We start from the raw sequence: 22,307 nt of genomic DNA on the forward strand, positions 1-22,307 counted from the left end.
AAGGGACTCTTTCGAGTCCCGTTTTTTTTAGTCGCGCTTGAGCGTCTTGTACTTGATCGGCTTCGGATTGTCGGCGTCTTCACCGAGGCGCTTGCGACGATCAGCTTCGTATTCGCTCCAGTTGCCTTCGAACCACACGACCTTCGAATCACCTTCGTAAGCGAGGATGTGCGTTGCAATACGGTCAAGGAACCAGCGGTCATGCGAGATAATCACAGCGCAGCCTGCGAACTTAAGGATAGCCTGTTCGAGAGCCTGCAATGTTTCGATGTCCAAATCGTTCGTCGGTTCGTCGAGGAACAAGAGGTTGCCCGGCTTCTGCAAGTTCTTTGCCATGAGCACGCGGTTGCGTTCACCACCAGAGAGCTGCGAGAGTTTCTTCTGCTGGGCTGCACCCGTGAAATTGAAGAGACCGCAGTAAGCACGGCCATTCATCTTGCGGTCGCCCACCAAGATTTCGTCATTGCCACCCGTGATGGATTCCCAAACCGTCTTGGAATCGTCCAAGCTTTCGCGGCCCTGTTCCATACTGATGATTTCGACAGTTTCGCCAATCTTGAGCGTACCGCCATCCGGCTTTTCCTGGCCCATGATCATCTTGAACAAAGTCGTTTTACCAGCACCATTCGGACCGATAATGCCCACGATGCCCGAGCGCGGCAAGCTGAAATTCAAATCGTCAAACAGCACCTTTTCGCCAAAGGCCTTCTGCAAATGTTCCGCCTGAATGACGACATCGCCCAAGCGCTTGCCGTTTGCAATGTGGATCTGAGCCACCTTGATCTGTTCCTTGGAATCTTCGGCCAAGAGTTCTTCGTAAGCCTTGAGACGAGCCTTACTCTTTGCTTGGCGAGCCTTCGGACTCTGCTTGACCCATTCCTGTTCGCGAGCGAGGCGCTTCTGACGGTCAGATTCACCCTTTTCTTCGTTCTTCATGCGTTCAAGCTTTTGGTCAAGCCACTGGGCGTAATTGCCTTCCCAAGGAATGCCGCGACCGCGGTCAATTTCCAAAATCCAGTTCGTTACGTTGTCAAGGAAGTAACGATCATGCGTCACGAGAATCACAGAACCCTTGTATTCGCGGAGGTGGCGTTCAAGCCATGCAACCGTTTCGGCATCCAAGTGGTTCGTCGGTTCATCCAAGAGCAACAAATCCGGTTCTTCGAGGAGCAAGCGGCAGAGAGCCACGCGGCGCTTTTCACCACCAGAAAGGTTTGTCACCGGCCAATCGCCCGGCGGGCAGCGGAGAGCGTCCATTGCAATTTCAATGTTGCGGTCGAGGCTCCACAAGTCCTGAGCGTCGATGATATCCTGAAGCTTTGCCTGTTCGTCGAGGAGCTTGTTCATCTCGTCGTCTTCCATCGGTTCAGCAAACTTCATGGAAATTTCGTTGAAGCGGTCAAGTACAGCCTGCTTTTTAGCGACGGCCTGCATCACATTTTCCTTGACGGTCAAGTTCGGGTCAAGCTGCGGTTCCTGCGGCAAGTAGCCTGCGGTGCGACCCGGTTCAATCCAAGCTTCGCCCTGGAATTCCTTGTCAATGCCCGCCATGATGCGGAGGAGCGTAGACTTACCGGCACCATTCTGGCCGATAATACCAATCTTTGCGCCATAGTAGAAGCTCAAAGAAATGTCCTTCAGCACCTCTTTGTTAGGCGGATAGGACTTGGTCATTTTGTACATGTAGAAAACGAATTTTTCTGCTTTGTTTTGTTCGGCCATATTTTAGTGATTAATGGTTAGTGATTAGAGGTTAGCGGCCATGCCGCAGTTTAATTATGCATTCCTAATATAGAAATATCTGTTCAGAGCCAACATTACAAGCTGCATTACCACAGCGAATAGCGCCATAATAGCGATGTAATCCAAAGTAAATAGCAGATATCCGTGCTCCAGATCCAAAGAAAAGAACGGTTGTTGAAGCGTCATGTATTTCCACAAGCCTCGTTCGATAAAGGCATAAATTCCATAAACGCCAAGAACCGAAACCACGCCCATCGCAACCTTTCCGCGAACAAACAGCGACAAATGAAGCCCAATGTGAAGCGAAACAAAAAACAAATACCAATGGCTCGCAAGCATGTGCGCCGTGCGGGCAAAGCTCGTACAACTTTCAATACCAATCCACGCGAATACGTGATTTGAAAGAATTACCCCACTAATCATCAAGAAAAGCACACATAAAATAACACTGCCATTAATGACAGTCCGCACAATCCGCAGTGCATTGTACTTTCCTTTGAGCAGCCCCTTGATCCACGCACGATTCACAACAAGATGCGTTACCCAGAGCACGAATAAAATCACACCTAGAGTTTCATGAACCAAGTCGCTATCAAAAGACTCGTCGAAAGCCTCATAAAAAAAGTTACACCCACCCATTAAAACCAAGGTGAGTGCAGCCATCGCAATATCTAAAGCACACCGAGAAATTTTAACCACTTATCCACATCCTTCTGAGCTTTTTTACGATTATTCTGAGCAATATGCCCATAGATAGAAAGACCTTTCGTCACAACAGCTCCCGTTGCAGCCTTTTTCAGTTTTGCAATGGCAGAAAGACCACTCCCCTCATGCGTCACGAACGGATGAACCAACTTTCCTTTCAGATTATACTTTTCAAGGAAAGTATACATCAGCATAGGCATATCGTTCAACCACACTGGATAACCAATATAAATTTCATCAAACTCCTCGGGATTCACTTCCACAGGCTTAATCGCCGGGCGTGCATTTTCTGCGCGATCCTTTTTCGCTGCACTGAGGCATTCATCATAGGTCCTGGGGTATTCCGTTTCTGGCATCACGCGCAAAAGCGTAGCGCCCGTCTTTTCCGCAATCATCTCGGCAATGATTTCGGTATTACCTTTGATAATTGTACCGACGCTGACGTTTTCGCCAATATGGGAAAAATAGGCGACGAGGATTTTCTTTTCGGCCGCCATGGATACACCAATGAGAAACATCAATAGAATTAAGACTATTTTACGCATGCTCCGCTCCTGTTCTCAATTTTTTACCATTAACTAAAAATAATATAAAAAAACAAGAGAAACCACACGCAATTAGAACAATATGGAATACATTTGAGCTAAAGCAAACAAAACGGCATCAATCCACTAAACTTCCGCCAAAAACTGTTTAATTTTAGCCTTGACGAAATTCAAGTCCGGGTTCGTAATTACCGGAATGAGCGCATTAATTTCTTCGACGGACTTATCCCACCATTTCCACTTGAGCAAAAGCATCGTCAGTTCCTCGTCGAAACGGTTGCGGATATACTGCGCCGGGTTACCCGCCACAATCGTATAGGGCTCCACATCGCTCCCCACGACCGCATTCGCTCCTATGATGGCACCATCGCCAATATGCACACCCGGCAAAATCACAGCGTTCTGCCCAATCCACACATCGTTCCCAATTACCGTATCGCCCTTGAGTGGCAAATTTTCTTTAGCAGGAGGCGCCATATTCCAGCCCTGCAATGTGTAAAACGGGAACGTCGAAACCGCATTCATCTGATGGTTCGCACCATTCATCACGAACTCCACCCCTGCCGCGATTTGGCAGAATTTTCCGACAATTAACTTGTCGTCATTCCACGGATAAAGATGCGTCACGTGACTCTCGAAATCGCTATCGGCAATGTAGGTGAAATCGCCCACGACAATCTGCGGATTCTTGAGCGTCGGCTTCACGTAAATTTCCTTGTCGTACCCAGCAATCGGGTGGACCGTCATCGGATCAGGGAGTGTATTTGGCATAGTGACCTCCGTGGGTGAGATATGGGAAAAGGTAATAAAAAGCAAATAAACCAGTCTTTTCCGAATTGGTCGGGAATCTTCTTTTCGCGATCCATTCACAAAAAGTCATTTTATGACATTAAAGAAACATATATTAATAAAGAAGAATTCAATGAAGGACTTTATAAACTGGGATAAGAAAACAATTATTTTTAAACAATATATCAACATAAATTTTGCAAAATTAGACAAAATTCACTAATTATAACATTTTTATTTGTTATTAACATTTTAAAAAGTTATATTACTATATAAATGTTATAAAGGAGCGGATTATGTCTTTTTCCATACAGAAAGTCATTGACTCAATCAAAGGAATCTTTGAATATTTCGGTTTCGACAGTGAAGTCAAACAAGCTCAAAAACCGAAGGAACTCCCCATGTATCTGACCTCAAACCGTGATTTTTTTGATGTAAATATTTGTGGCATGAACTTTACCGCCATCGTTCCGAATAATGGCGAGACGTTCTCCGCAGAAGCGTTGTCCAAACAAATCGAGAAATACAAACAGGCTTTTTCACAACCAACAGCCTTCTTTTTCGAAAACACCACTGCGATCCAACAAAAAGCACTCATTGAAAACCGTATTCCATTTTTAGCTAATCCAACCATCGTATTTTTACCCTTTCTCGGCATCGCCATGCAACAGCGACGGAAATCGAGTTACGAGTACTCCGTACAAAAAGAAAAAATGAGTCCCCAAACGCAATTGCTCTTTTTATACATGCTTTATAAAGTCAAGGATGCATATGTATCACGCACGCAGGCGGCACAAGATTGCGGACTCAATGTTATGGCTGTTTCAAGAAGTGGCAAAGAGCTTGCTTCATACGGTTTAATAAAACAGGAAGAACACGGCAGAAGTGTCTTGATGACTTGCGCGTTAAACGGGAAGGATCTTATACAAAAAGCCATGTCCTACCTAATAAGTCCTGTGCAAAAAAATATCATTGTAAAAAAGACCGATTTAAAAGCCAATTTTCCAATCGCAGGAGAGACCGCACTTTCTTCAATGACAATGCTCGGCTCACCAAAAATAGAAACCTGTGCAAATGCAAAAAAAGAGATTTCCCCAAACATTGTGGACTATACAAAAGACGCACGGTGGCTTGCACCTGAAACATTGACGAACGTGCAAATATGGAAATACAATCCAACGCAGTTCACAAAAGATGGATGTGTGGATCCACTTTCACTTTACTTATCAATGAAGGATTCAAAAGACGAAAGAATTCAGGCTTGTCTAGACGAAATGATGGAAAAAACAAAATGGTAAACGGAATAGAAAAATTTAGAGAAAAATTTGAAAAATTCAACGACGGCTATGCAGTTATCGGCGGCACAGCTTGTTCCGTCGTTATGGAAACAGAAGGCTTGCCATTTCGCACTACAAAAGACATTGACGCAATCCTGATTGTTGATGCAGACAATTTCACCGAATTTGCGAAAGAATTTTGGAACTTTGTCAAAGAAGGCGGATACAAATGCGGCTGGAAAGGTGACGAAAACCCGCATTTTTACAGGTTTACCGAACCACATGCAGGATACCCCTCGCAAATCGAATTCTTTTCAAGAAGTGCATATCCGATGACAATCCCCAAAGGAATAACCCCCGTGCACGTTGAAGACGATATATCCAGCCTTTCAGCAATCGTGTTGGACGATGACTATTACAGTTTACTGAAAAATAGTTGCGAAAAAATGAACGGAATTCGCATTCTCAAAGCGGAATACCTAATCGTTTTTAAAATGTATGCACGAATTAATTTGGAAACAGAAAAGGAAGCAGGAAAACAGGTTAATGACAAAGATTTCAAGAAACATAAGAACGATGTTTTCCGATTATTGCAGTTGATCCCACCAGACTTAAAAGTTTCGTTGCCTGAAAAAATCAAGCGCCATATTGAACAGTTTTTGAATTCCATGCAAAACGAACCGCTTGACGAACAGGTGCTAGGAATGATTAGTAAGAGCGAAGCGTTAAGAGTGTTGAAGGAAGTGTATTTGTCTAAATAGCTAAATCATTTTTTAATATATTTTTTTTACAAAAAAATCTTCACTATCTATACAAAAAATCATTGATTGCAAAGGATAAAAATCATGGCAAGAAAACCATTGGAACCTAATTTATGGACTATTGGAGACACATTCAAACACATGTATTCCGTACCTGTGTACCAACGTCCATATTCCTGGGAATCTACACAAATCAATGTAATTTTGGACGATATTTTCAAAGCTTATAAGCAACCCGAATCAGATCGTGAAGAAGGCTACTTTATAGGAAGCATCTACATACACGATAAAAATGAAAAATTAAAAGGACTAATTCAAAAGTATGAAATCATTGATGGGCAACAGAGATTAACAACCATATCGTTGCTTTTATTATCAATATATTCGCTTGCAGTCCAGTACAATATTTCAGAAACCGAACAAACATTTCTCAACATCAAAGCGGCTCTTTGGAAATATATAGATCGATCTTACGATAAACAAAATAGAGCGGTTTCGTTAAACAGCATCGAAAAGAAAAGCTTTGAGGATCTTTACAACACGTGTTTTGAAAAACCAAATAAAATACTAGACTTTTGTAACCAATATAAAACAAATAATAATTTTGAAAAACGTGTAATAGAGAATTTTAGAACTATTTACAACTACGTTGAAAAAGAATTTCCCAAGGGAAAAAATAACGACCTTCTGAATTTCGCAGATTTTCTACTAAACTTCGTACAGATTATAGCTATTGATTCAACCTGCAGCATAAGCAAGGCTTTTTCAATATTTGAATCCATAAACAGTAAAGGAAAGCCCCTAGACGAGATTGATAAAATAAAAACATATATATTCTCGGAACTAGACGAAGCATCCTATGATTACTATTTAGATCTATGGGGTAAACTGATTATCGAAACAAATGACCAATTGTACGACTATATGTACAACTACATTAAAGCGTACATTTCATTCTATCGACAAAATATTAATGTTGATAATTTCAAGTCGCTAAGTCGGAATGAAATACAAGTATATTTCAAGAAAAACAGCATTACAGAAGCTCTCAAAGCAATTCTTGACGACATGTACAAAAAAGTCAAGTTCTACAACATGCTTGGGGACGTGAACAAAGCGAATGAGCTCGTAAAAAACAATGAATTTCGATTTTATTATACAATATTCAACCAAATCAACTACAAGCATCCAAAGCCACTATTTCTCCGTTGCATAGAAGAATATGCATCAAAAAAAATATCAAAAGACAATTTAGTGAGTATCATCCGTGAAACGGTAAAATTCATGTTTGAATTCCTTACAATTAGCGACCGAGATAGCAAGGATGCAATCACAATGTTTTCAACAATAATGAATGACATATACATTCGTTCAAGCGTAAATAAAGACATTGTGATTAATGTAATTGCAAATGAAATGATTTCTAAAGCAGTCACTACAGATAGAATAAAATCCAATTTAGCAAACATGGATGCATATGAACAAAACAAGAAAATAGCCGTAGCTCTTCTAGCTCTATACGAATCCACAAGCATCGACAAAAAAGGTAAAGTCAAAATTTCCTATGACAAGGCATACACCCTACTTCATAATTACGGACAGACATTCAGCTTAGATCACCTATTGGTTCAAACACCAGCTCCGAAATCTGAATTTAAATATTATCGCGACGCCAATGATAAACTAGTCTTAAAAAAAGGACATGACTTCGAACCAGGAGTAGTTATTCCAGGAATGGAGTACGATCAATTTACCAAAATAGTATTAAACAAAATCGGAAACCTTCGTTTATGGTACAAAGATGAAAATTCTTCACGACAAAACGATGCTATACAATTAAACGCCTATACTGGATTTAATACATACAAAAAAATTCAAAATAGAAGTAAAAACATAATTGATACATTAGTCGATAAATGTTTGCCAATGTCCAACTACAATCCAAATTTAAAGCTTATTTCAGACCTAAAAGAGAACGCACTTCCTAAATTAAACAAACTTATCGAATACGGATTACTTCATATCGGCGATAAATTATACATTACAACTGAAAATAACAATTCAGAAGCTACACTATTAGACGGCTCATATGTAGAATACAAAGGGAAAAAAATGAAAATCAGTGATTGGGGTTGTAATGTTACTGGAAAGAAAAATGTAAACATCTACACAATTTCAGCACTTGTTGGAGAAGATGAAACTTTACAACAAAAAAGAATCAAATATACGATAAATCATAATGAAGAAACCCTAGGATAATTCCATATACAAATTACATCCTTTTAAAATATACACACGCTTTTCCGTACTGTACAAACAACACACCCGCTATGCCCACCGCTCACGAAATTTTAAAATCTGTTTTTGGCTACGATGCGTTCCGACCCATGCAACAGGAAATCATCGAGCACGTCGTATCGCGAAAAGATGCGCTCGTGCTGATGCCGACTGGCGGCGGAAAGTCCATTTGCTACCAGATTCCGGCCTTGATGTTCAAGGGCATCACGGTCGTCATTTCGCCGTTGATTTCACTGATGAAAGATCAGGTGGACGCGCTAAATGCAAACGGCATCGGGGCAGATGCGCTGAACAGCAACAACGAAGAAGGCGAAAACGCGGCCATCCGGGAGCGTTGTAAAGCAGGCCAGACCAAGATTCTCTACATTTCGCCGGAGCGTTTGCAGCGTGAAATTCCGTGGATGCAACAGCACTTGAACATTTCGCTGTTCGCTATCGACGAGGCGCATTGCATTTCGCAATGGGGGCACGATTTCCGCCCGGAATACACGCAGCTCGGCGGGTTGCATCAAGCGTTCCCGAACGCAACAATCATGGCGCTGACGGCAACGGCAGACAAGCTCACAAAAGAAGATATTGTCAGGCAGCTGAACTTGCGAGATTTTAGACTTTTCGTGAGTTCGTTCGACCGCCCGAATCTGAGTCTCGATGTGCGTCGCGGTTATTCCGCTTCCGAAAAGCTGAAAGCGATTTTATCCATCATTTCAAAGCATAAGCACGAATCGGGAATCATCTATTGCCTTTCGCGCAAGAGCACCGAAAAAGTTGCCGACGAACTCATCAACGCAGGCGTTTACGCAAAGGCATACCATGCGGGGCTTACCGCCGAAGAACGCAACAACGTGCAAGAGGATTTCATCAACGACAATATCGATGTCGTGTGCGCGACAATCGCATTCGGCATGGGCATCGACAAAAGCAATGTCCGTTATGTCATCCATTACAATCTCCCCAAGAGCATCGAGAGCTTTTACCAAGAAATCGGGCGCGCGGGTCGCGACGGTCTCCCTTCCGAAACGGTGCTGTTCTACAATTTCCAGGACATCATCACGCTCCGCAAATTTGTAAACGAGAGCGGCCAGCGAGACATCAACTCCGAGAAGCTCGACCGCATGCAGGAATACGCCGAATCGCAGGTTTGCCGTCGTCGCATTTTGCTCAACTACTTCGGCGAAAACAACAGCAGCAACTGCGGGAATTGCGACATCTGCAAGCACCCGCCACAGCGTTTCAACGGCACAATCCTCGTGCAAAAAGCACTCTCAGCCATAAAGCGCACAGGCGAGCACATAGGCTTTTCAATGACCGCCGACATACTCAAGGGAACGCTCAGCGACGAAATCGTCCAGAAGGGTTACGACAAACTCAAAACGTTCGGTGCCGGCAGCAAAACAACGCTCAAGCATTGGCACGACTACCTTTTGCAAATGCTGCAACTCGGTTACATCGAAATTGCCTACAACGAGAACAACCACCTTAAAATTACCGAGAGCGGGAACGAAGTCCTCTTTGGGAAGAAAACGGCAGAACTTGCCGTCGCCCCAAAAACAGAAGCAAAAGAAGACGCGAAGCCGAGAAGTGGGCGCGCAACATTCAATCGCGGCGGCAATTCACGCACTACATTTACGCACACAGCCGACGACGCGGAAGACAATTCCCTTTTTGAAGCTCTGCGAAAAGTCCGCAGGCAAATCGCCAACGAAAACAACTGGCCGGCCTACGTCGTGCTCTCCGACCGCACGCTAAGAGATCTCGCCTACAAGGCGCCCACATCCATCAACGAACTGCAAGACGTATTTGGCTTTGGTGAAATGAAAATTCGAAAGTTCGGGCAACAATTCGTAGACGCCATCCGCGATTACATGAAGCAATAAAAAATCCCGCAGCACACGCCGCGAGATTTTCATTCATAAAATTTAACTGGGTCCTTCCGCCTTCGGCGTCAGGATGACGCTTCCAGTAACTATCTATTATTCAGATAATTCAGCACCTTGTTCGTAAGGTCGTTTTCCTTCTTCCAGAAGAGAACGGCACCGGTAGCACGGTCAATGACCATGTCATAGCCTTCCTGCAAAGCAATTTCGTTTACTGCCTTGCGGATAAGCTGGATAATCGGGGCACTCACCTTTTCGTTTTCAGTGATGAGCTCACCGTTACGGCCATAGACGCGGTCGATGAACGATTTGAGTTCCGTATCCTTCTTGTTGTACTCGGCTTCAAGTTCGCGCTTCTTTTCGTCCGAGAGCATCAGGACTTGCTTATCGAGCTTTTCCTTGATAGCGGCAAGTTCCTTCTGCAAGAGGTTCGCCTGCTGTTCCCACTTAGCCACCTGGCGGTCGTATTCTTCCTGAGCCTTCTTGGTGCCCTTGAATCCGTCAAAGATAATCTTTGAATCCACATGAGCAATGCGAAGACCATCTTCGGCAAAGCTAGCGCATGCAAAGACTACCGAAAGTAAAACGATCAACTTGCGAATCATAGAGCTCCTCCACTCAGGCTAGAATGCCTGACCAATGACAAAGTTGAATTCCATATCGCCGACACTGGTGTACGATCTACCATAGTAGTCTTCACCCGGATCAAGCGGCCATGCAAAGTCGAAACCGATAATACCAAGCATCGGGACAACCACGCGGAAACCAAAGCCGATATCCTTCTTGAGCGTTGTCGGATCCCATTCGGTAAGCGGGTTCTTCGACGGCTTTTCAATACGTGCATCCAGATCAATGCGCGGACCAAACACGTTACCAGCGTCAAAGAAGAACGGCAAGAGGTAGAATGTCTGCGGCACGAGGGCAAGCTGGAGTTCGGCACCAACATACTGGTAGCTACGACCCAAGCGGCTGTAACCGATAGAGCCAGAGCCGTAACCACGGAGCATACCATCATAGCCAAGCACACCACCCATTCTATACAGAGTGCGGTGCTGCAACTTGTCACCGAAAATCACGCCGTATTCGTTTGTAAGGGCAATCGAGAGACGGTCGCGGAAGAGCGGGAACCACCACTTGATGGAGAGGTCAGCCTTCACGAATTCAAAGTCACTACCGAAGGCGGCGTTTGCCCACTGCACGTCGAGCACATAGCGGGAACCTTCCGTCGGGAACTGCGGCAAGTTCTTGTCGTCACGCTGGATGCGGAAGTTGAATGCCGATTCAATACCCGTGTAAACCACATAGCTATTGTCGATGTTCGGGCCCTGATCGTTCATGAGCCAGCTATAACCGATCTGACCGTAGAAGTAGTCGTCCGGCCACTTGAGGCGCTTACCGGCAAAGATGCTACCACCATAACGGGTAATGTCATGTTCGTAGGAATCTTCCATGTTCCACCAGGAGTAGCTGAGGCTTGCGCCAACAGTAATCGGCTTGTCAAGGAACCACGGTTCCGTAAAGCTGATCGTTGCACTCTTCTTGTCAGCACCGTATTCGAGGTTCAAGGCAGCCTGCTGGCCATCGCCCATACAGCAGTTCGGGATGGAGATGCTTGCCGTACCGACAAAGCCATCGCTTTCGCTGTAAGAAACGCCCAAGCTGAACTGACCCGTACCCGCCTGCTTTTCTTGCACGGCAAAGTCGAGGTCCACTTCCTGTTCGCCCACGACCTTGATATCGGGCACGACCATGTCGAAGTAGTTGAGCTGCATAATGTCGCGGAAGCTACGTTCCAAAGCGGACTGGCGGTAAGTATCGCCCGGGTACAGACGCACTTCGCGGCGGATCACCTTTTCGTTCGTCTTGGTATTGCCCCGCACATGCACCTTGTGGATCTGAGCCGGCAAGCCTTCGTTCATCTTAAACGTGAGGTTCACGGTAGAATCGTTTTCGAACGTTCTTTCTTCATCGAACTGGGCAAAGAGGTAACCGTCTTCGCGGTAAGAATCAAGCAAAGCCTTACGGGATGCTTCGTAGACATACTGGTCAAACACGGCACCGCTATCGAGGCGGAACACATAGCCGAGCATGACATCGCTCTGGACTTCGTTACCCGTAAAGTGGAGCCCGCCCATGTAGTAACGGCGACCTTCGGTCACGTCGATGTGAACGATAATATCGCTAGAAGTCTTGATGTTATCGTACTTGTAGAGTGCCGGAATCATGTCCTCAATCATGTAACGCACAAGGAGCTTGCTTTCGTAAGCGGAGCGCTTCTTGATTTTGAGGAGGGAATCAATCTTCGGATTATTCCACTTGCGGTCTGCCACCAGGTCAATCCATTCCTTGCGGGCACTTTCGTAGCGGATAATGTCGTTCAGGAGTTTCCAAGCGCCTTCTTCATCCTTGACTTGCGGCTTGCGTCTTGCAAGCGGATACTTGTCGCCCGCCTTGCGCATGTTCCTATAATAGTGAGTCACTTCCATCGTCGGCTTGCCCGCAATCTTGTAAAGCGGGTTCGTCGAGTCGGACATAGCCTCGTTCAACTGCGTGTAAAGCGGAGCCAACTTTTCTCCAACCGGCACCATGCGTCCAAGATAGAACAGGCAGGTCGAATCCGGCAGGTATTCGGCGTGATAGTCATTAAGTTCGGCATCCAAGAAACCGAAATGGCGGAAGACGTTCAGCACGGTATCGCGGTCGGCTTCAAAAACGTTTTCCTTGAATTCACCGCCACCCCACCACTGGTTTTCTTTCGAAAGCATGTGGTCCGTGATTTCTTCGACCGGCACGTGATCATTGCCCTTGACGTCAAAGCCACGAATGCGAACCTTGGAGCCTTCGCGAATCACAAAGGTCACCTTGTTCTGGTATTCGTCCACCGGTTCTTCGCGGTAGCCCACTTCGGCAAGGAGGAACCCTTCGGAGCGGTAATGGTCGAGCATAGCCTGGCGCGTGCGTTCCAACTGCGCCTTGCTATAAACCTGACCTGTAATCATGTGGATTTTCAAACGGAGGTCATCTTCGGAGACTTCGTCGCAACCATCCAAAATAGCGGTATCAAGTGCCGGGAGTTCCTTCACTTTGAACACCAGGTCTACATAAGAATCATCATCGCCAACGTAATCCACCCAAGCGGTCACATCGTCAAAAAGACCCGAAGCATAAAGCGAACTCACAGAGTTTTGGACTTTTTCAGAAAGCGAGGTCGGGGAATAGCTTTGCCCCGTACGGATACCGATACGTCCGAGAACCGAACGTTCGTCCATGTGATGGGTACCCTCGACACGAATCTTGTTGATCTTATTCTCAACCATATACTTGTCGGAAATCTGCGACATGTCCAACAATTGGGCATTCGACATACCGACCAAAGCAAGAACAAATAAAAGCGAACGGGAACGCAGAATAGACCTACCTATAAAGCAGTTTATTTTAATTTCTGCCCAAAAATACAAAAATTACACTCCCCCGCCCACACGACTTTTTTAAAAAAGCCCAAACGGCCGACGAATAAACCGTAATGATAGAATAAGGGTTATATCGTCCCGATTTTTACACTTTTTGAAAGCGTTACGCTATGGGCTATAGAGTTCCATATATATGGATAAAGGCAAGCCGGGCATTTTCGCAAAGAAAAAGAAACGCTCCTAAATTAAACGCAACGCAAGCGCATTATATATATTTAAGGCGAAAATTTTAACCTACACCCTCTATTGAAGGATACTATGCGATCTACAGCTTGGAACGACGAAGAAAACAAAATCTTGCCCGAAATGGCGCTTGATTTTATGCCCGAAGAAAAATTGCGCGAATTGCAGTTGCAGCGTTTGCGTGCAACCGTGAAGCTCGCCTACGAGAAGGTTCCGCTGTTCCACGAACGCATGGTCGAAAAGGGCGTCAAGCCCGAAGACATCAAGACTTTAAAGGATATCGTAAAGATTCCGTTCTCCATGAAGAAGGACTTGCGCGACACTTATCCGTACGGCCTCTTCGCTGTCGACATGAGCGAAGTCGTGCGTCTGCACGCAAGCTCCGGCACTACCGGTAAGCCGATTGTCGTCGGTTACACCAAGGAAGACATGGAAGTCTGGGCCCAGGTCGTGAAGCGCGGCCTCCTCGCCTGCGGTTTCCGCAGCACGGACATTGTGCAGAACTTCTACGGCTACGGCCTCTTTACGGGCGGCCTTGGCATTCACGGCGGTTTCGAAGCCCTCGGCGCCACAGTCGTGCCGATTAGCGGTGGCAATACCGAACGCCAGGTGATGCTCATGAAGGACTTCGGCGTGACCGCAGTCGGTGGCACACCGAGCTACTTTGTCCGCATTATCGACGTTGCCGAAAAGATGGGCGTCGACATTTCCAAGTTGAACGTGAAGCGCGGCATCTTCGGTGCAGAACCGTGGAGCGATGGCATGCGCGACTACATCGAAGAAAAGACGGGCATCAAGGCTTACGACATTTACGGACTTTCTGAAATTGTCGGCCCGGGCGTAGGTTGCGAATGCGAATGCCGCGACGGCATCCACATTTTCGAAGACCACTTCTACCCCGAAATCGTGGACCCGGAAACGCTCGAACCGCTTCCGGACGGCGAAGAAGGCGAACTCGTCATCAGTACGCTCAGCAAGCGCGCTATGCCGATCCTCCGCTACCGCACCCGCGACATCACTGCTATTGAAAAGACCAAGTGCAAGTGCGGCCGTACCATCCGCCGTATCCGCCGCATTGGCCGCCGCAGCGACGACATGATCATCATGCGTGGCGTGAACGTGTTCCCGAGCCAGATCGAAACGGCTCTCCTCCGCGCCGAAAAGGCATTGCCGCATTACCAGATTGTGCTCGATACCAAGAACAACATGGATACGCTCGAAGTCAAGGTCGAAGTTTCTCGCGACATGGTGAGCGACTCCATGAGCGATATGGAACAGCTCTCCAAGAAGTTCAAGCACTCCATCGAACAGATTCTCGGCATCTCCGTGATTGTCACGCTCTGCGAACCGGATTCCTTGCCGCGTAGCGAAGGCAAGGCCAAGCGCGTCATCGACAACAGAAAGAAGATTTAAGAAGGAGAAAAAAAATGAAAATTCCACAGGTTTCAGTTTTCGTGTCGAACCGCCCGGGTCGTCTCCAGGCTGTTTGCCGTTCGCTCGCTGATGCAGGCATCAACCTTCTCTCGCTCACGCTCGCCGATTCCGGCGAATTCGGCCTTATCCGCCTGATTGTGAACGATTCTGAAAAGGCTGTCAATGTTCTTGCCAAGGCTGGCCTCAGCGCAACCGTTACCGACGTTGTCGCATGCCCTGTTGCAGACAAGGTTGGCGGTCTTGCAGACCTTCTCGACGTTCTCGGCGACTTGCAGATTGACTACATGTACGCCTACCCGTCCGAATGCTCGACGGCAACGAACGTCATGATTCTTCGCTTTAGCGATACCGAAAAGGCGCTCAAGGTCTTGGAAGAAAAGAACTTCAAGACTCTCAGCACTACAGAAATGCTGGGCTAAAATCGCGAGTTGCGCAGTCTGTGCAAGTTAAACGCGCAGACGAGATGCGCGAATGCGCGGACTAAACTACGCACGCTATTGCAAACAAAAACAGCTAAACGGTTTCCCGTTTAGCTGTTTTATTATGGATTTCAAGTAAGTGAAACTTGACTTTCGAGAGTCCGCAGGCTACCTGAACACAGCGGTAACCGACGTGACTTCACCCGGGTTTACCTTGCGAGTTACATCCATGACGCCATCGCTCCAGCCCGTGAACGTGCTGCCAGAATTTGCCTGAGCCGTAAGCGTGACCGGCACATCCCTGTAAAGCGAGACCGTCATCGAAGACTTATCCAGAGCAAGGCCATCCACGAGAATCGTGCCGGAGCCCTGCGCCGTAAACGTCATTTCCACCGGCGAAGACAGCGTAAAGTACGTTTCCATCTGTTCACGGACCTTAGCCTGACGCGTCTGGGCAAAGCTCTTTATCGTTTCCAAAGCGTTACTCATGCTAGATGCATTATAGCCCCAGAATTCCTGATCACGAGCCACTTCAGGTTCCACCTGCGACTGCAAATCGTTGATGCGCTTGAGGAGCCTATCCGCCGAGAAGTTCATCGAAAGGAGCACGCTAAAGCGGTTGATAAACGCATTCTTGAAGCCCTCGTTACTGAGCAAACGAATCATGAGAATCGTGTGCGGAGAAATAGAGCCGTTCGTCACCTGTTGCTGGCCACCGCCCATGCCACCCATGCCGAAGCCCATTCCCATACCCATGCCACTTGTGCCGCTAGCATTCGTCACATAGCTGAACACGTTTCCGGTCTGGGTATTGTAAGACACGCCGAAGCCAAAGTCCGTATCGTACATGAACCATTTCCACTTCGTCTTCTGACTTGCGACACGCCACTTTTTCATGTTGTTGTGCGGCCAGTCGCTGTTATTCAAGAACATTTCAGCTTGCATATAATTCATGTAGTTGTCGACATCAACCTGGTCTGCAACCTTCTTGTAGTTTGCATCCGATTTCAAATCGTTGTTCTGCAACCAATCCAGCATAGATTTGTAATCCGCAGAAGAACCTACACTCGCTTCATCTGTACCACTTGATGTTGTTGCAAGAAGGTCAATATCGTTCGGGTCATAGCCGTACTTGGTTTCGTAATAGTATTCGTTGTTGCGTTCACGCAAATCGTGGATACCGTAATACTTGCCATTGTAATACACGATAACATAACGGCCACGCTGGTAATCAACGCCCAAGCCTTCCGTCATCGAAGTACCCACACGGTCGCGCACGTAATCGTCGCCGGAATTGTTACCAAAGTTTCTGAGTGAGAAAGCCTTAAACTTCTTGAGTTCCGGATAATCCGGGAACAGCGTGTATTTCAGGCGCTTTTCGCCATACTCTTCGCGCAGCGTCACCGCAAAGGACTTCTTTTCTTTTGCACGGCTGTACTGGCCAGAAATCTTGTAGTCGCCCATCACGCCAAATGCCGGAGCCTGCGGCTTGCCTGGTTCAAACATTTCTACATAAACCGGGAGTTCTCGGTTGCTCCAGAAGTTTGCGCCCTTCTTCGGATCCATCATGCTGGCGTTATTGCCCGTCATGTAAAGGCCGGAATCGGGGCTGAACATCGAAAGCGGATCAGTCGTCACAAAGAGTGCGGCAAGCGTGGGTTGCTTTTCGAAAACGTAAGTACGGATAATTTCTTCACTCGGGTAAGAGCCACCGATATACGCACGGCAACGCAAAACTGTCGTAGCGCTAATCGTCACCGTAGTCTGCACTACCGGAGAATTTGTAGTCGGTTCGGCACCGCCCTGTTCGCAACGAGTGCCCGCCGGGAATGTCGCCGTCACCGGAGACGTGTAGAAACCAGAAGGCGGAATGTTCACTTCGGCAACTTGAACTTGTTCTGCAAAGACCTCGCCTGCCGTATTGCCATAAGGCGACGGAGTTGCAAAGCCCCACTTGCCCGCGCCATCACGAGACCAAGAAGCGGTCGTTGGAACAGCTCCAAAACGCACAGAATCCAGCAAAGCGCCTTCGGCATTCACAAAGTACAATGCACCGCCATCCTTGTCCACCTTGAACGAAGCATGCGGTTCATGGCCGCGATTGCGAGCAATGTACGACGTAATCTGAATGGTCGTCGATTCACTTCCCTGAGTTTCAGTTGCAAACGTTGTTGCCGTTACATTGTTGCGCTTGAGGTCCTTCGCATTATCATCGAGGCGGACATAGAACACCGATGACAAATCACCTGTACCGCGGAGATTCTTGCCGCTCCAATTGCTAAGCGAATCACCTTCCTTAAAGTTCACACGAATTTTGTGATTTTTGGTGATAAAGCCACGGACAACAAGCTGGTTGACCTTGCTAAGGCTAGACGCATTATTGGTCTTGACAACCACGCGAGAGTAATCCCCACCCTGGGCAACCTTCATCACAGACCCAATCTGGACAGAGCCATTTTCGCTAAAGCAGAGCGAAGACTTGCCTTGCAAATTTTCGACATTGTTGCCAGAAGAAGCAGCACCGGTATTGCCACCCATACCGCCCATGTTGCCGCCCCAGCCGCCGCCACCCCAGTTGCCCATTCCGCCACCGAAATCGCCAAAATTGAAGCCGCCCATGCCACCCGATGCAGATTCAGAACTGCAATCCGAGCTCATCATATTAAGCGAATCAGAAGGCAAGACATAATCAGGATAATTCTTGCCCGAAAGGAAAACGATCATGAAACTTTTGGCAGGAACAGTCGCATTGCCAAAGACCCAACGACGCGGATTAGACAAATCATCCGTAAGCGAATAGCCCTTCAAACTCACCGGAGCATCGGACGAGTTGTAAAATTCGACCCACCCCGGATCGTTGCCGTCATTGTCCTTGAGATTTGCATTTGTCGGAGAAACTTCCGAGAAGAACACCGGGCTATTCCCTTCGAAATGCGGAATAACAGTAGCGGCGCTCGAAGCCGGCGGAACCTGCGCACTAGAAGTGGGAACTAATGCCGAAGAAGATGACTGAACTACAGGAGACGACGTTCCCGGAACACCCGCGGAGGAACCTCCCGGAATGCCTGCTGAAGAAAGTCCCGGAGCAAAAGACGAACTGGACCAACCGCCCAATTGACCGTCATTGGAATCGGAGCTAATTTCACCAATTCCCGGAGCCGCCATGCCGAAATCCGAAGGGTTCGAATCACCGCAAGCGGATAAAACCAAACCAAAACTAATCCCAAATAACGCTACACCAGAAAAGATTTTTTTCATGTCTGATCCCTTAGAATTGAGCGATACATTTTGAGCGCCACACCAATCCAATCCTTGAGTTAAGTATATATTTAGCCGCGTTGCAAAAGCCTCTTTTTTTAACTTCACGTTGTAAAAGGATTGAGCATTTGACAACACGCAAAAAAGCGGAACAAGGCGTTCCGTTTTACTATTTTTGTCGTGAAAAATTTTTAACAAAAACAGGATTTTACATGAATTTCAGCGACTTCAGCAAGGCGAGCCAACAGTTCAATCAGTTCAGCCCCGAGATGAAAGAACAGATGATGAAGATGGCAAAAGCCCGCGTTAAGGAAAAGTTACTCAAGTGGCTTGCAACACCGACATTTGTGCTGCTCGGAATTGTTCTCGGTGCAGTCATCGGTGCGCTCACCGCATGCTTCGGCGACATCAGCGATAGGCTCTCCGCCATCCGCGATGCAAACCCATTGTACTTTATCCCCGCCCTCGCCATCGGCGGTGCCGCTATCGTATTCGCTTATAAGAAATGGGGACGCTGGACGGAACGCGGCATGGACCAGGTTTTCGCCGTTGGACTCAACAAGGAATCTGACTTTCCGCTCGTCTCTATCCCGATGGCCGCTGTGAGCACTTGGCTTACGCAACTCTTCGGCGGAAGCGCAGGTCGTGAAGGCGCCGCTATGCAAATAGGCTCCGCACTTTCGTACAACATAAGCAAGAAGTTGCCATTTGAAAACGCAGCGCATGTTATGCTCGTGACAGGCCTTGCCGCAGGATTTGCCGGAATTTTCCAGGCCCCGATGGCTGCCACAGCATTCGCTTTGGAAGTTTTGCTCGTTGGCCATTTGGAACTTGGCGCATTGTTACCCGCCGCCGCAGCGGCTTTCACCGCCTGCAAGGTTTCAAGCATGCTCGGATTCCACAAGTTCAGCGTAGACTTAAGTTCGCTTCTTGATGCGAGCGGATTTTCGGCAAGCATCTTCACGAACGAAGGCGCGCTCGATGGCAAGTTCCTCGTGAAGCTTGCGCTGATGGGCGTACTCTTCGGAATTGTCGGTGGCGGTTTTGCAAAGCTCCTCGGACTCTCGCAAAACTTTTTTGCTAAGAAGTTCCCGAACAACATCAAGCGAATCGCCATTATGGGCGTTGGAATAAGCGCTTTGCTGCTCGTATTTTTCCAAGGACGTTACGCTGGACTTGGAACAAACTTGTTGGACATGTGCTTTGGAATCGCTGGGAATGCTACGGGGAGTGCCGCCGGAACCGCCGACTTGATTGGGAACGTCGCCGGGTACGACTGGATTCTGAAATTCGCTCTCACAATCCTTACGCTCTCCGCAGGATTCATTGGCGGTGTCGTCACCCCGCTTTTCGCCATCGGCGCTACCTTCGGAATCTTCATCGCAAGCATGTTCGGAATGCCCGTTGCACTCGCCGCAGCCCTTGGCTTAGCCGCCGTGTTTGCAAGCGCAAGCAACACGCTCTGGGCTCCCATCCTCATTGCCGGCGAAATCTTCGGATTCAATTGCCTCCCCGCATTTTTCATCGTCTGCACGGTCGCCTACATTTGCAACGGCGGACAATCGATTTATAAGCAGAAGAAGATTAGGATAAAGATTTAAGAAAGACTAATGCTAAAGCGCCCCGCCAATGAGCGGGGCATTTTTGAATTCGTTTTTTAAAAGCGTAAAGGACGCCAATCTTCCTTAGATCGGTATTCCGCGACAATTTGCGCATCGCCCTCCGTTGAATACAGCATCTTCCTCATGCCATCTTTTCCGCAACAAGTGCATTCTTCATTTGCAGGAATCGAACCATCCACATCCTTCCAACTTCGTTATTTTTCGTTTCAGTTCCTTTGATTTAGACGTTCTAATCTTTTGGGACTTTTGTTCCGAAGCCCACTGATTCACTTTCTTTGAAACATACTCGGCATCGGCACGTTTTTGCCGTTCTTCGGCAACAAAAGCCTTAATCTTATTTGGAGTCTGCGCATAGAACTCATCAAAAACTTTTATTTGCTGTTTTAATTGCTTGTAGTAAGACGACCTTTTAAATTCGCTGATATCGCTTACTTCTACGAGTAACTTGCCTTTATCGTCAATCCATTTTTGAAGGGATTCCTTCGTTTTGCTTGCATCAATATAATCTGACAGCGCCCAAGAAATCCGTTGCAGCAAATCATTACATAAACGATTGCGTTCAGCGGCAATGGCCTTGCGACGTTCAAAGAATTTGCGGATGAAGGAGAACATAGATTACTTTTGGGGCAATGGAATCGCTATTTTATAAAGCCCTTCAAAAGCCTTAATTTCATCACATTGGCTAACAATAGATGCATCCTTGTCAAATTCATATTTGCAGGAACAAGCATTTTCAGCGACCACACCTAACAGTTCTCCATTGTCATTTTCTTCCACTTGTACAACAGGATAAACAATCACACAATCCGGCAATAATTTGCCATTCTTGTCAGCTATATTCGCGTTCCATTTTAAAGCTTTAAGAATTTTCTTATCCCTTGCATAGCCGCTAATTTCTCTCACATCTTCGGTTATGCCAATATCGCCTTTTTTATAGCGTGGCTTATACTTTGCGTCAAGAATAATCTGTTCATTGACATCAATATAATCCACCTGTGTCTTGTGCGATCCCTTCACTTGGAACTGAATCTGGTCGCCATACGCCTTGCGGAGTAGACTCAGCACATACATTTCATAGAGGCGAGGCATGTCTATACAGAATGGCCGTACACTCTGTGTAGTTTTCGAAGCGTTGTCAATGGAATAATCGAAATGCCGGAGAATCAGTTTCGCGACCTTGATAGCGGATTCGTAATGGCGGAATATCTTGCCGGCATTCACCTTTGCAACTTGAGCAATCGTAACATCTTCGGAAACATTCTCGAAAGCGGAACCAATCATTGACAACAGTGGAGTCAATTCTTGTAGATGACTTTTGAAACTCGGCAATTGATTTATGAAACGAACAGAGAAAGACAATGCCTTTTTGAGGATCCTGTTCTCCGGAATATCCTCCGTGAATTCCTGGAACCGGCAAAAAACACGGTCTTCGCGCTTGGTGAAAACATTTTTCGTCAGGTGCTTTTGCAACAGGATTCGCCCACGAATTTTGGACTGTAGGTTTTCTTCCCGAACAACATAGCCCTTCTTGAGGCCCCTTGAAACAAGATGCCAGAGCAGGGAGATGTAATGCAGAATAAGAAGTGGCGCGATTACATTATCCAAAGCATTCGTCTTAATTGCAGGCTTTTCAAAATCAATGTAATAGTAATTGGAAAAATATGCAGCCTCATTTTCGGAATTCAACTCCAGCGCCGTCATGAATAACTTGATATAATCAACTTCCACTTTGGGCTTTACGACAAAAGCACACTTGTCTTTTATGAACCAAGAGGCACCAATATAATAATGGGCTTTTAGGTTTTCTCCGTCTTTGACAATACCGAGGTATTTGACATCTTTAATAGATTTGATATTTGGAATACTTGACGGAATATTGGAAAAGCTACCCGATGACATCATCGCATCGAATTCAGCCTTTTCCGCACA

The 22,307-nt window shown here is 46.7% G+C and carries 16 protein-coding genes; 7 read left to right on the forward strand and 9 right to left on the reverse strand.

Annotated features, from left to right (window positions below; genetic code table 11):
- Positions 1-27: 27 nt before the first annotated feature.
- From ettA to B9Y77_RS13365, 4 genes are all read right to left on the reverse strand, one after another.
- Entirely contained in the window at positions 28-1,722 is a 1,695-nt protein-coding gene (gene ettA, locus B9Y77_RS13350) for an energy-dependent translational throttle protein EttA (protein ID WP_085491981.1), read from the reverse strand.
- Positions 1,723-1,776: 54 nt separating this feature from the next.
- Positions 1,777-2,442 (reverse strand): DUF4405 domain-containing protein, encoded by a 666-nt coding sequence (locus tag B9Y77_RS13355; RefSeq protein WP_254900044.1) that lies wholly within the window; start codon positions 2,440-2,442, stop codon positions 1,777-1,779.
- Positions 2,415-2,993 carry a flavodoxin gene (locus B9Y77_RS13360; RefSeq protein WP_244536632.1) on the reverse strand — a complete coding sequence of 193 codons (579 nt, stop codon included), beginning with the start codon at positions 2,991-2,993 and terminating at the stop codon, positions 2,415-2,417. Before B9Y77_RS13360 ends, B9Y77_RS13355 begins: the two co-directional genes overlap by 28 nt.
- Positions 2,994-3,119: 126 nt before the next feature.
- Positions 3,120-3,764 (reverse strand): CatB-related O-acetyltransferase, encoded by a 645-nt coding sequence (locus B9Y77_RS13365; RefSeq protein ID WP_085491983.1) that lies wholly within the window; start codon positions 3,762-3,764, stop codon positions 3,120-3,122.
- Between the two features lie 314 nt (positions 3,765-4,078).
- On the opposite strand from B9Y77_RS13365, the gene B9Y77_RS13370 reads away from it, so the two are divergent.
- From B9Y77_RS13370 to recQ, 4 genes are all read left to right on the forward strand, one after another.
- Positions 4,079-5,080: a hypothetical protein gene (locus tag B9Y77_RS13370; protein ID WP_085491984.1), complete on the forward strand. Its 1,002-nt coding sequence runs from the start codon at positions 4,079-4,081 to the stop codon at positions 5,078-5,080.
- Complete coding sequence (locus B9Y77_RS13375; RefSeq protein ID WP_085491985.1) at positions 5,074-5,820, forward strand: hypothetical protein; 747 nt, start codon at positions 5,074-5,076, stop codon at positions 5,818-5,820. Before B9Y77_RS13370 ends, B9Y77_RS13375 begins: the two co-directional genes overlap by 7 nt.
- Before the next feature lie 84 nt (positions 5,821-5,904).
- The gene (locus B9Y77_RS13380; protein ID WP_085491986.1) at positions 5,905-8,079 is read left to right on the forward strand and encodes a DUF262 domain-containing protein; all 2,175 of its coding nucleotides are present in this window, start codon (positions 5,905-5,907) and stop codon (positions 8,077-8,079) included.
- Positions 8,080-8,150: 71 nt separating this feature from the next.
- Entirely contained in the window at positions 8,151-9,992 is a 1,842-nt protein-coding gene (gene recQ, locus B9Y77_RS13385; protein WP_085491987.1) for a DNA helicase RecQ, read from the forward strand.
- An 89-nt stretch (positions 9,993-10,081) separates the two neighbouring features.
- Here the strand turns inward: recQ and B9Y77_RS13390 are convergent, their stop codons facing one another.
- Positions 10,082-10,597 (reverse strand): OmpH/Skp family outer membrane protein, encoded by a 516-nt coding sequence (locus tag B9Y77_RS13390; protein ID WP_073425165.1) that lies wholly within the window; start codon positions 10,595-10,597, stop codon positions 10,082-10,084.
- 18 nt (positions 10,598-10,615) lie between these two features.
- On the reverse strand, positions 10,616-13,333 hold the full coding sequence (locus B9Y77_RS13395; protein WP_254900045.1) for a BamA/OMP85 family outer membrane protein: 2,718 nt from the start codon (positions 13,331-13,333) through the stop codon (positions 10,616-10,618).
- Positions 13,334-13,720: 387 nt separating this feature from the next.
- Between B9Y77_RS13395 and B9Y77_RS13400 the strand changes: the two genes are divergently transcribed.
- Both B9Y77_RS13400 and B9Y77_RS13405 read left to right on the forward strand, forming a co-directional pair.
- The gene (locus B9Y77_RS13400; RefSeq protein WP_085491988.1) at positions 13,721-15,058 is read left to right on the forward strand and encodes a phenylacetate--CoA ligase family protein; all 1,338 of its coding nucleotides are present in this window, start codon (positions 13,721-13,723) and stop codon (positions 15,056-15,058) included.
- A 14-nt stretch (positions 15,059-15,072) separates the two neighbouring features.
- Positions 15,073-15,498, forward strand: a complete 426-nt coding sequence (locus B9Y77_RS13405; protein WP_015732209.1) for an ACT domain-containing protein — start codon at positions 15,073-15,075, stop codon at positions 15,496-15,498.
- 168 nt (positions 15,499-15,666) lie between these two features.
- On the opposite strand, the gene B9Y77_RS13410 is transcribed toward B9Y77_RS13405, so the two are convergent.
- A complete protein-coding gene (locus B9Y77_RS13410) occupies positions 15,667-18,756 on the reverse strand; it encodes a CotH kinase family protein (protein ID WP_254900046.1) in 3,090 nt (1,029 codons plus the stop codon).
- A gap of 212 nt (positions 18,757-18,968) precedes the next feature.
- Here B9Y77_RS13410 and B9Y77_RS13415 point away from each other — a divergent pair, with 212 nt between their 5' ends.
- Positions 18,969-20,357 (forward strand): chloride channel protein, encoded by a 1,389-nt coding sequence (locus B9Y77_RS13415; protein ID WP_085491989.1) that lies wholly within the window; start codon positions 18,969-18,971, stop codon positions 20,355-20,357.
- 174 nt (positions 20,358-20,531) lie between these two features.
- Here B9Y77_RS13415 and B9Y77_RS13420 read toward each other — a convergent pair whose 3' ends face one another.
- The gene (locus B9Y77_RS13420; RefSeq protein WP_085491990.1) at positions 20,532-20,990 is read right to left on the reverse strand and encodes a hypothetical protein; all 459 of its coding nucleotides are present in this window, start codon (positions 20,988-20,990) and stop codon (positions 20,532-20,534) included.
- 3 nt (positions 20,991-20,993) lie between these two features.
- Positions 20,994-22,280: a 5-methylcytosine restriction system specificity protein McrC gene (locus B9Y77_RS13425; RefSeq protein ID WP_176221770.1), complete on the reverse strand. Its 1,287-nt coding sequence runs from the start codon at positions 22,278-22,280 to the stop codon at positions 20,994-20,996.
- Positions 22,281-22,307: the final 27 nt, after the last annotated feature.

Source organism: Fibrobacter sp. UWB13 (assembly GCF_900177805.1).
Taxonomy (GTDB): Bacteria; Fibrobacterota; Fibrobacteria; order Fibrobacterales; family Fibrobacteraceae; genus Fibrobacter.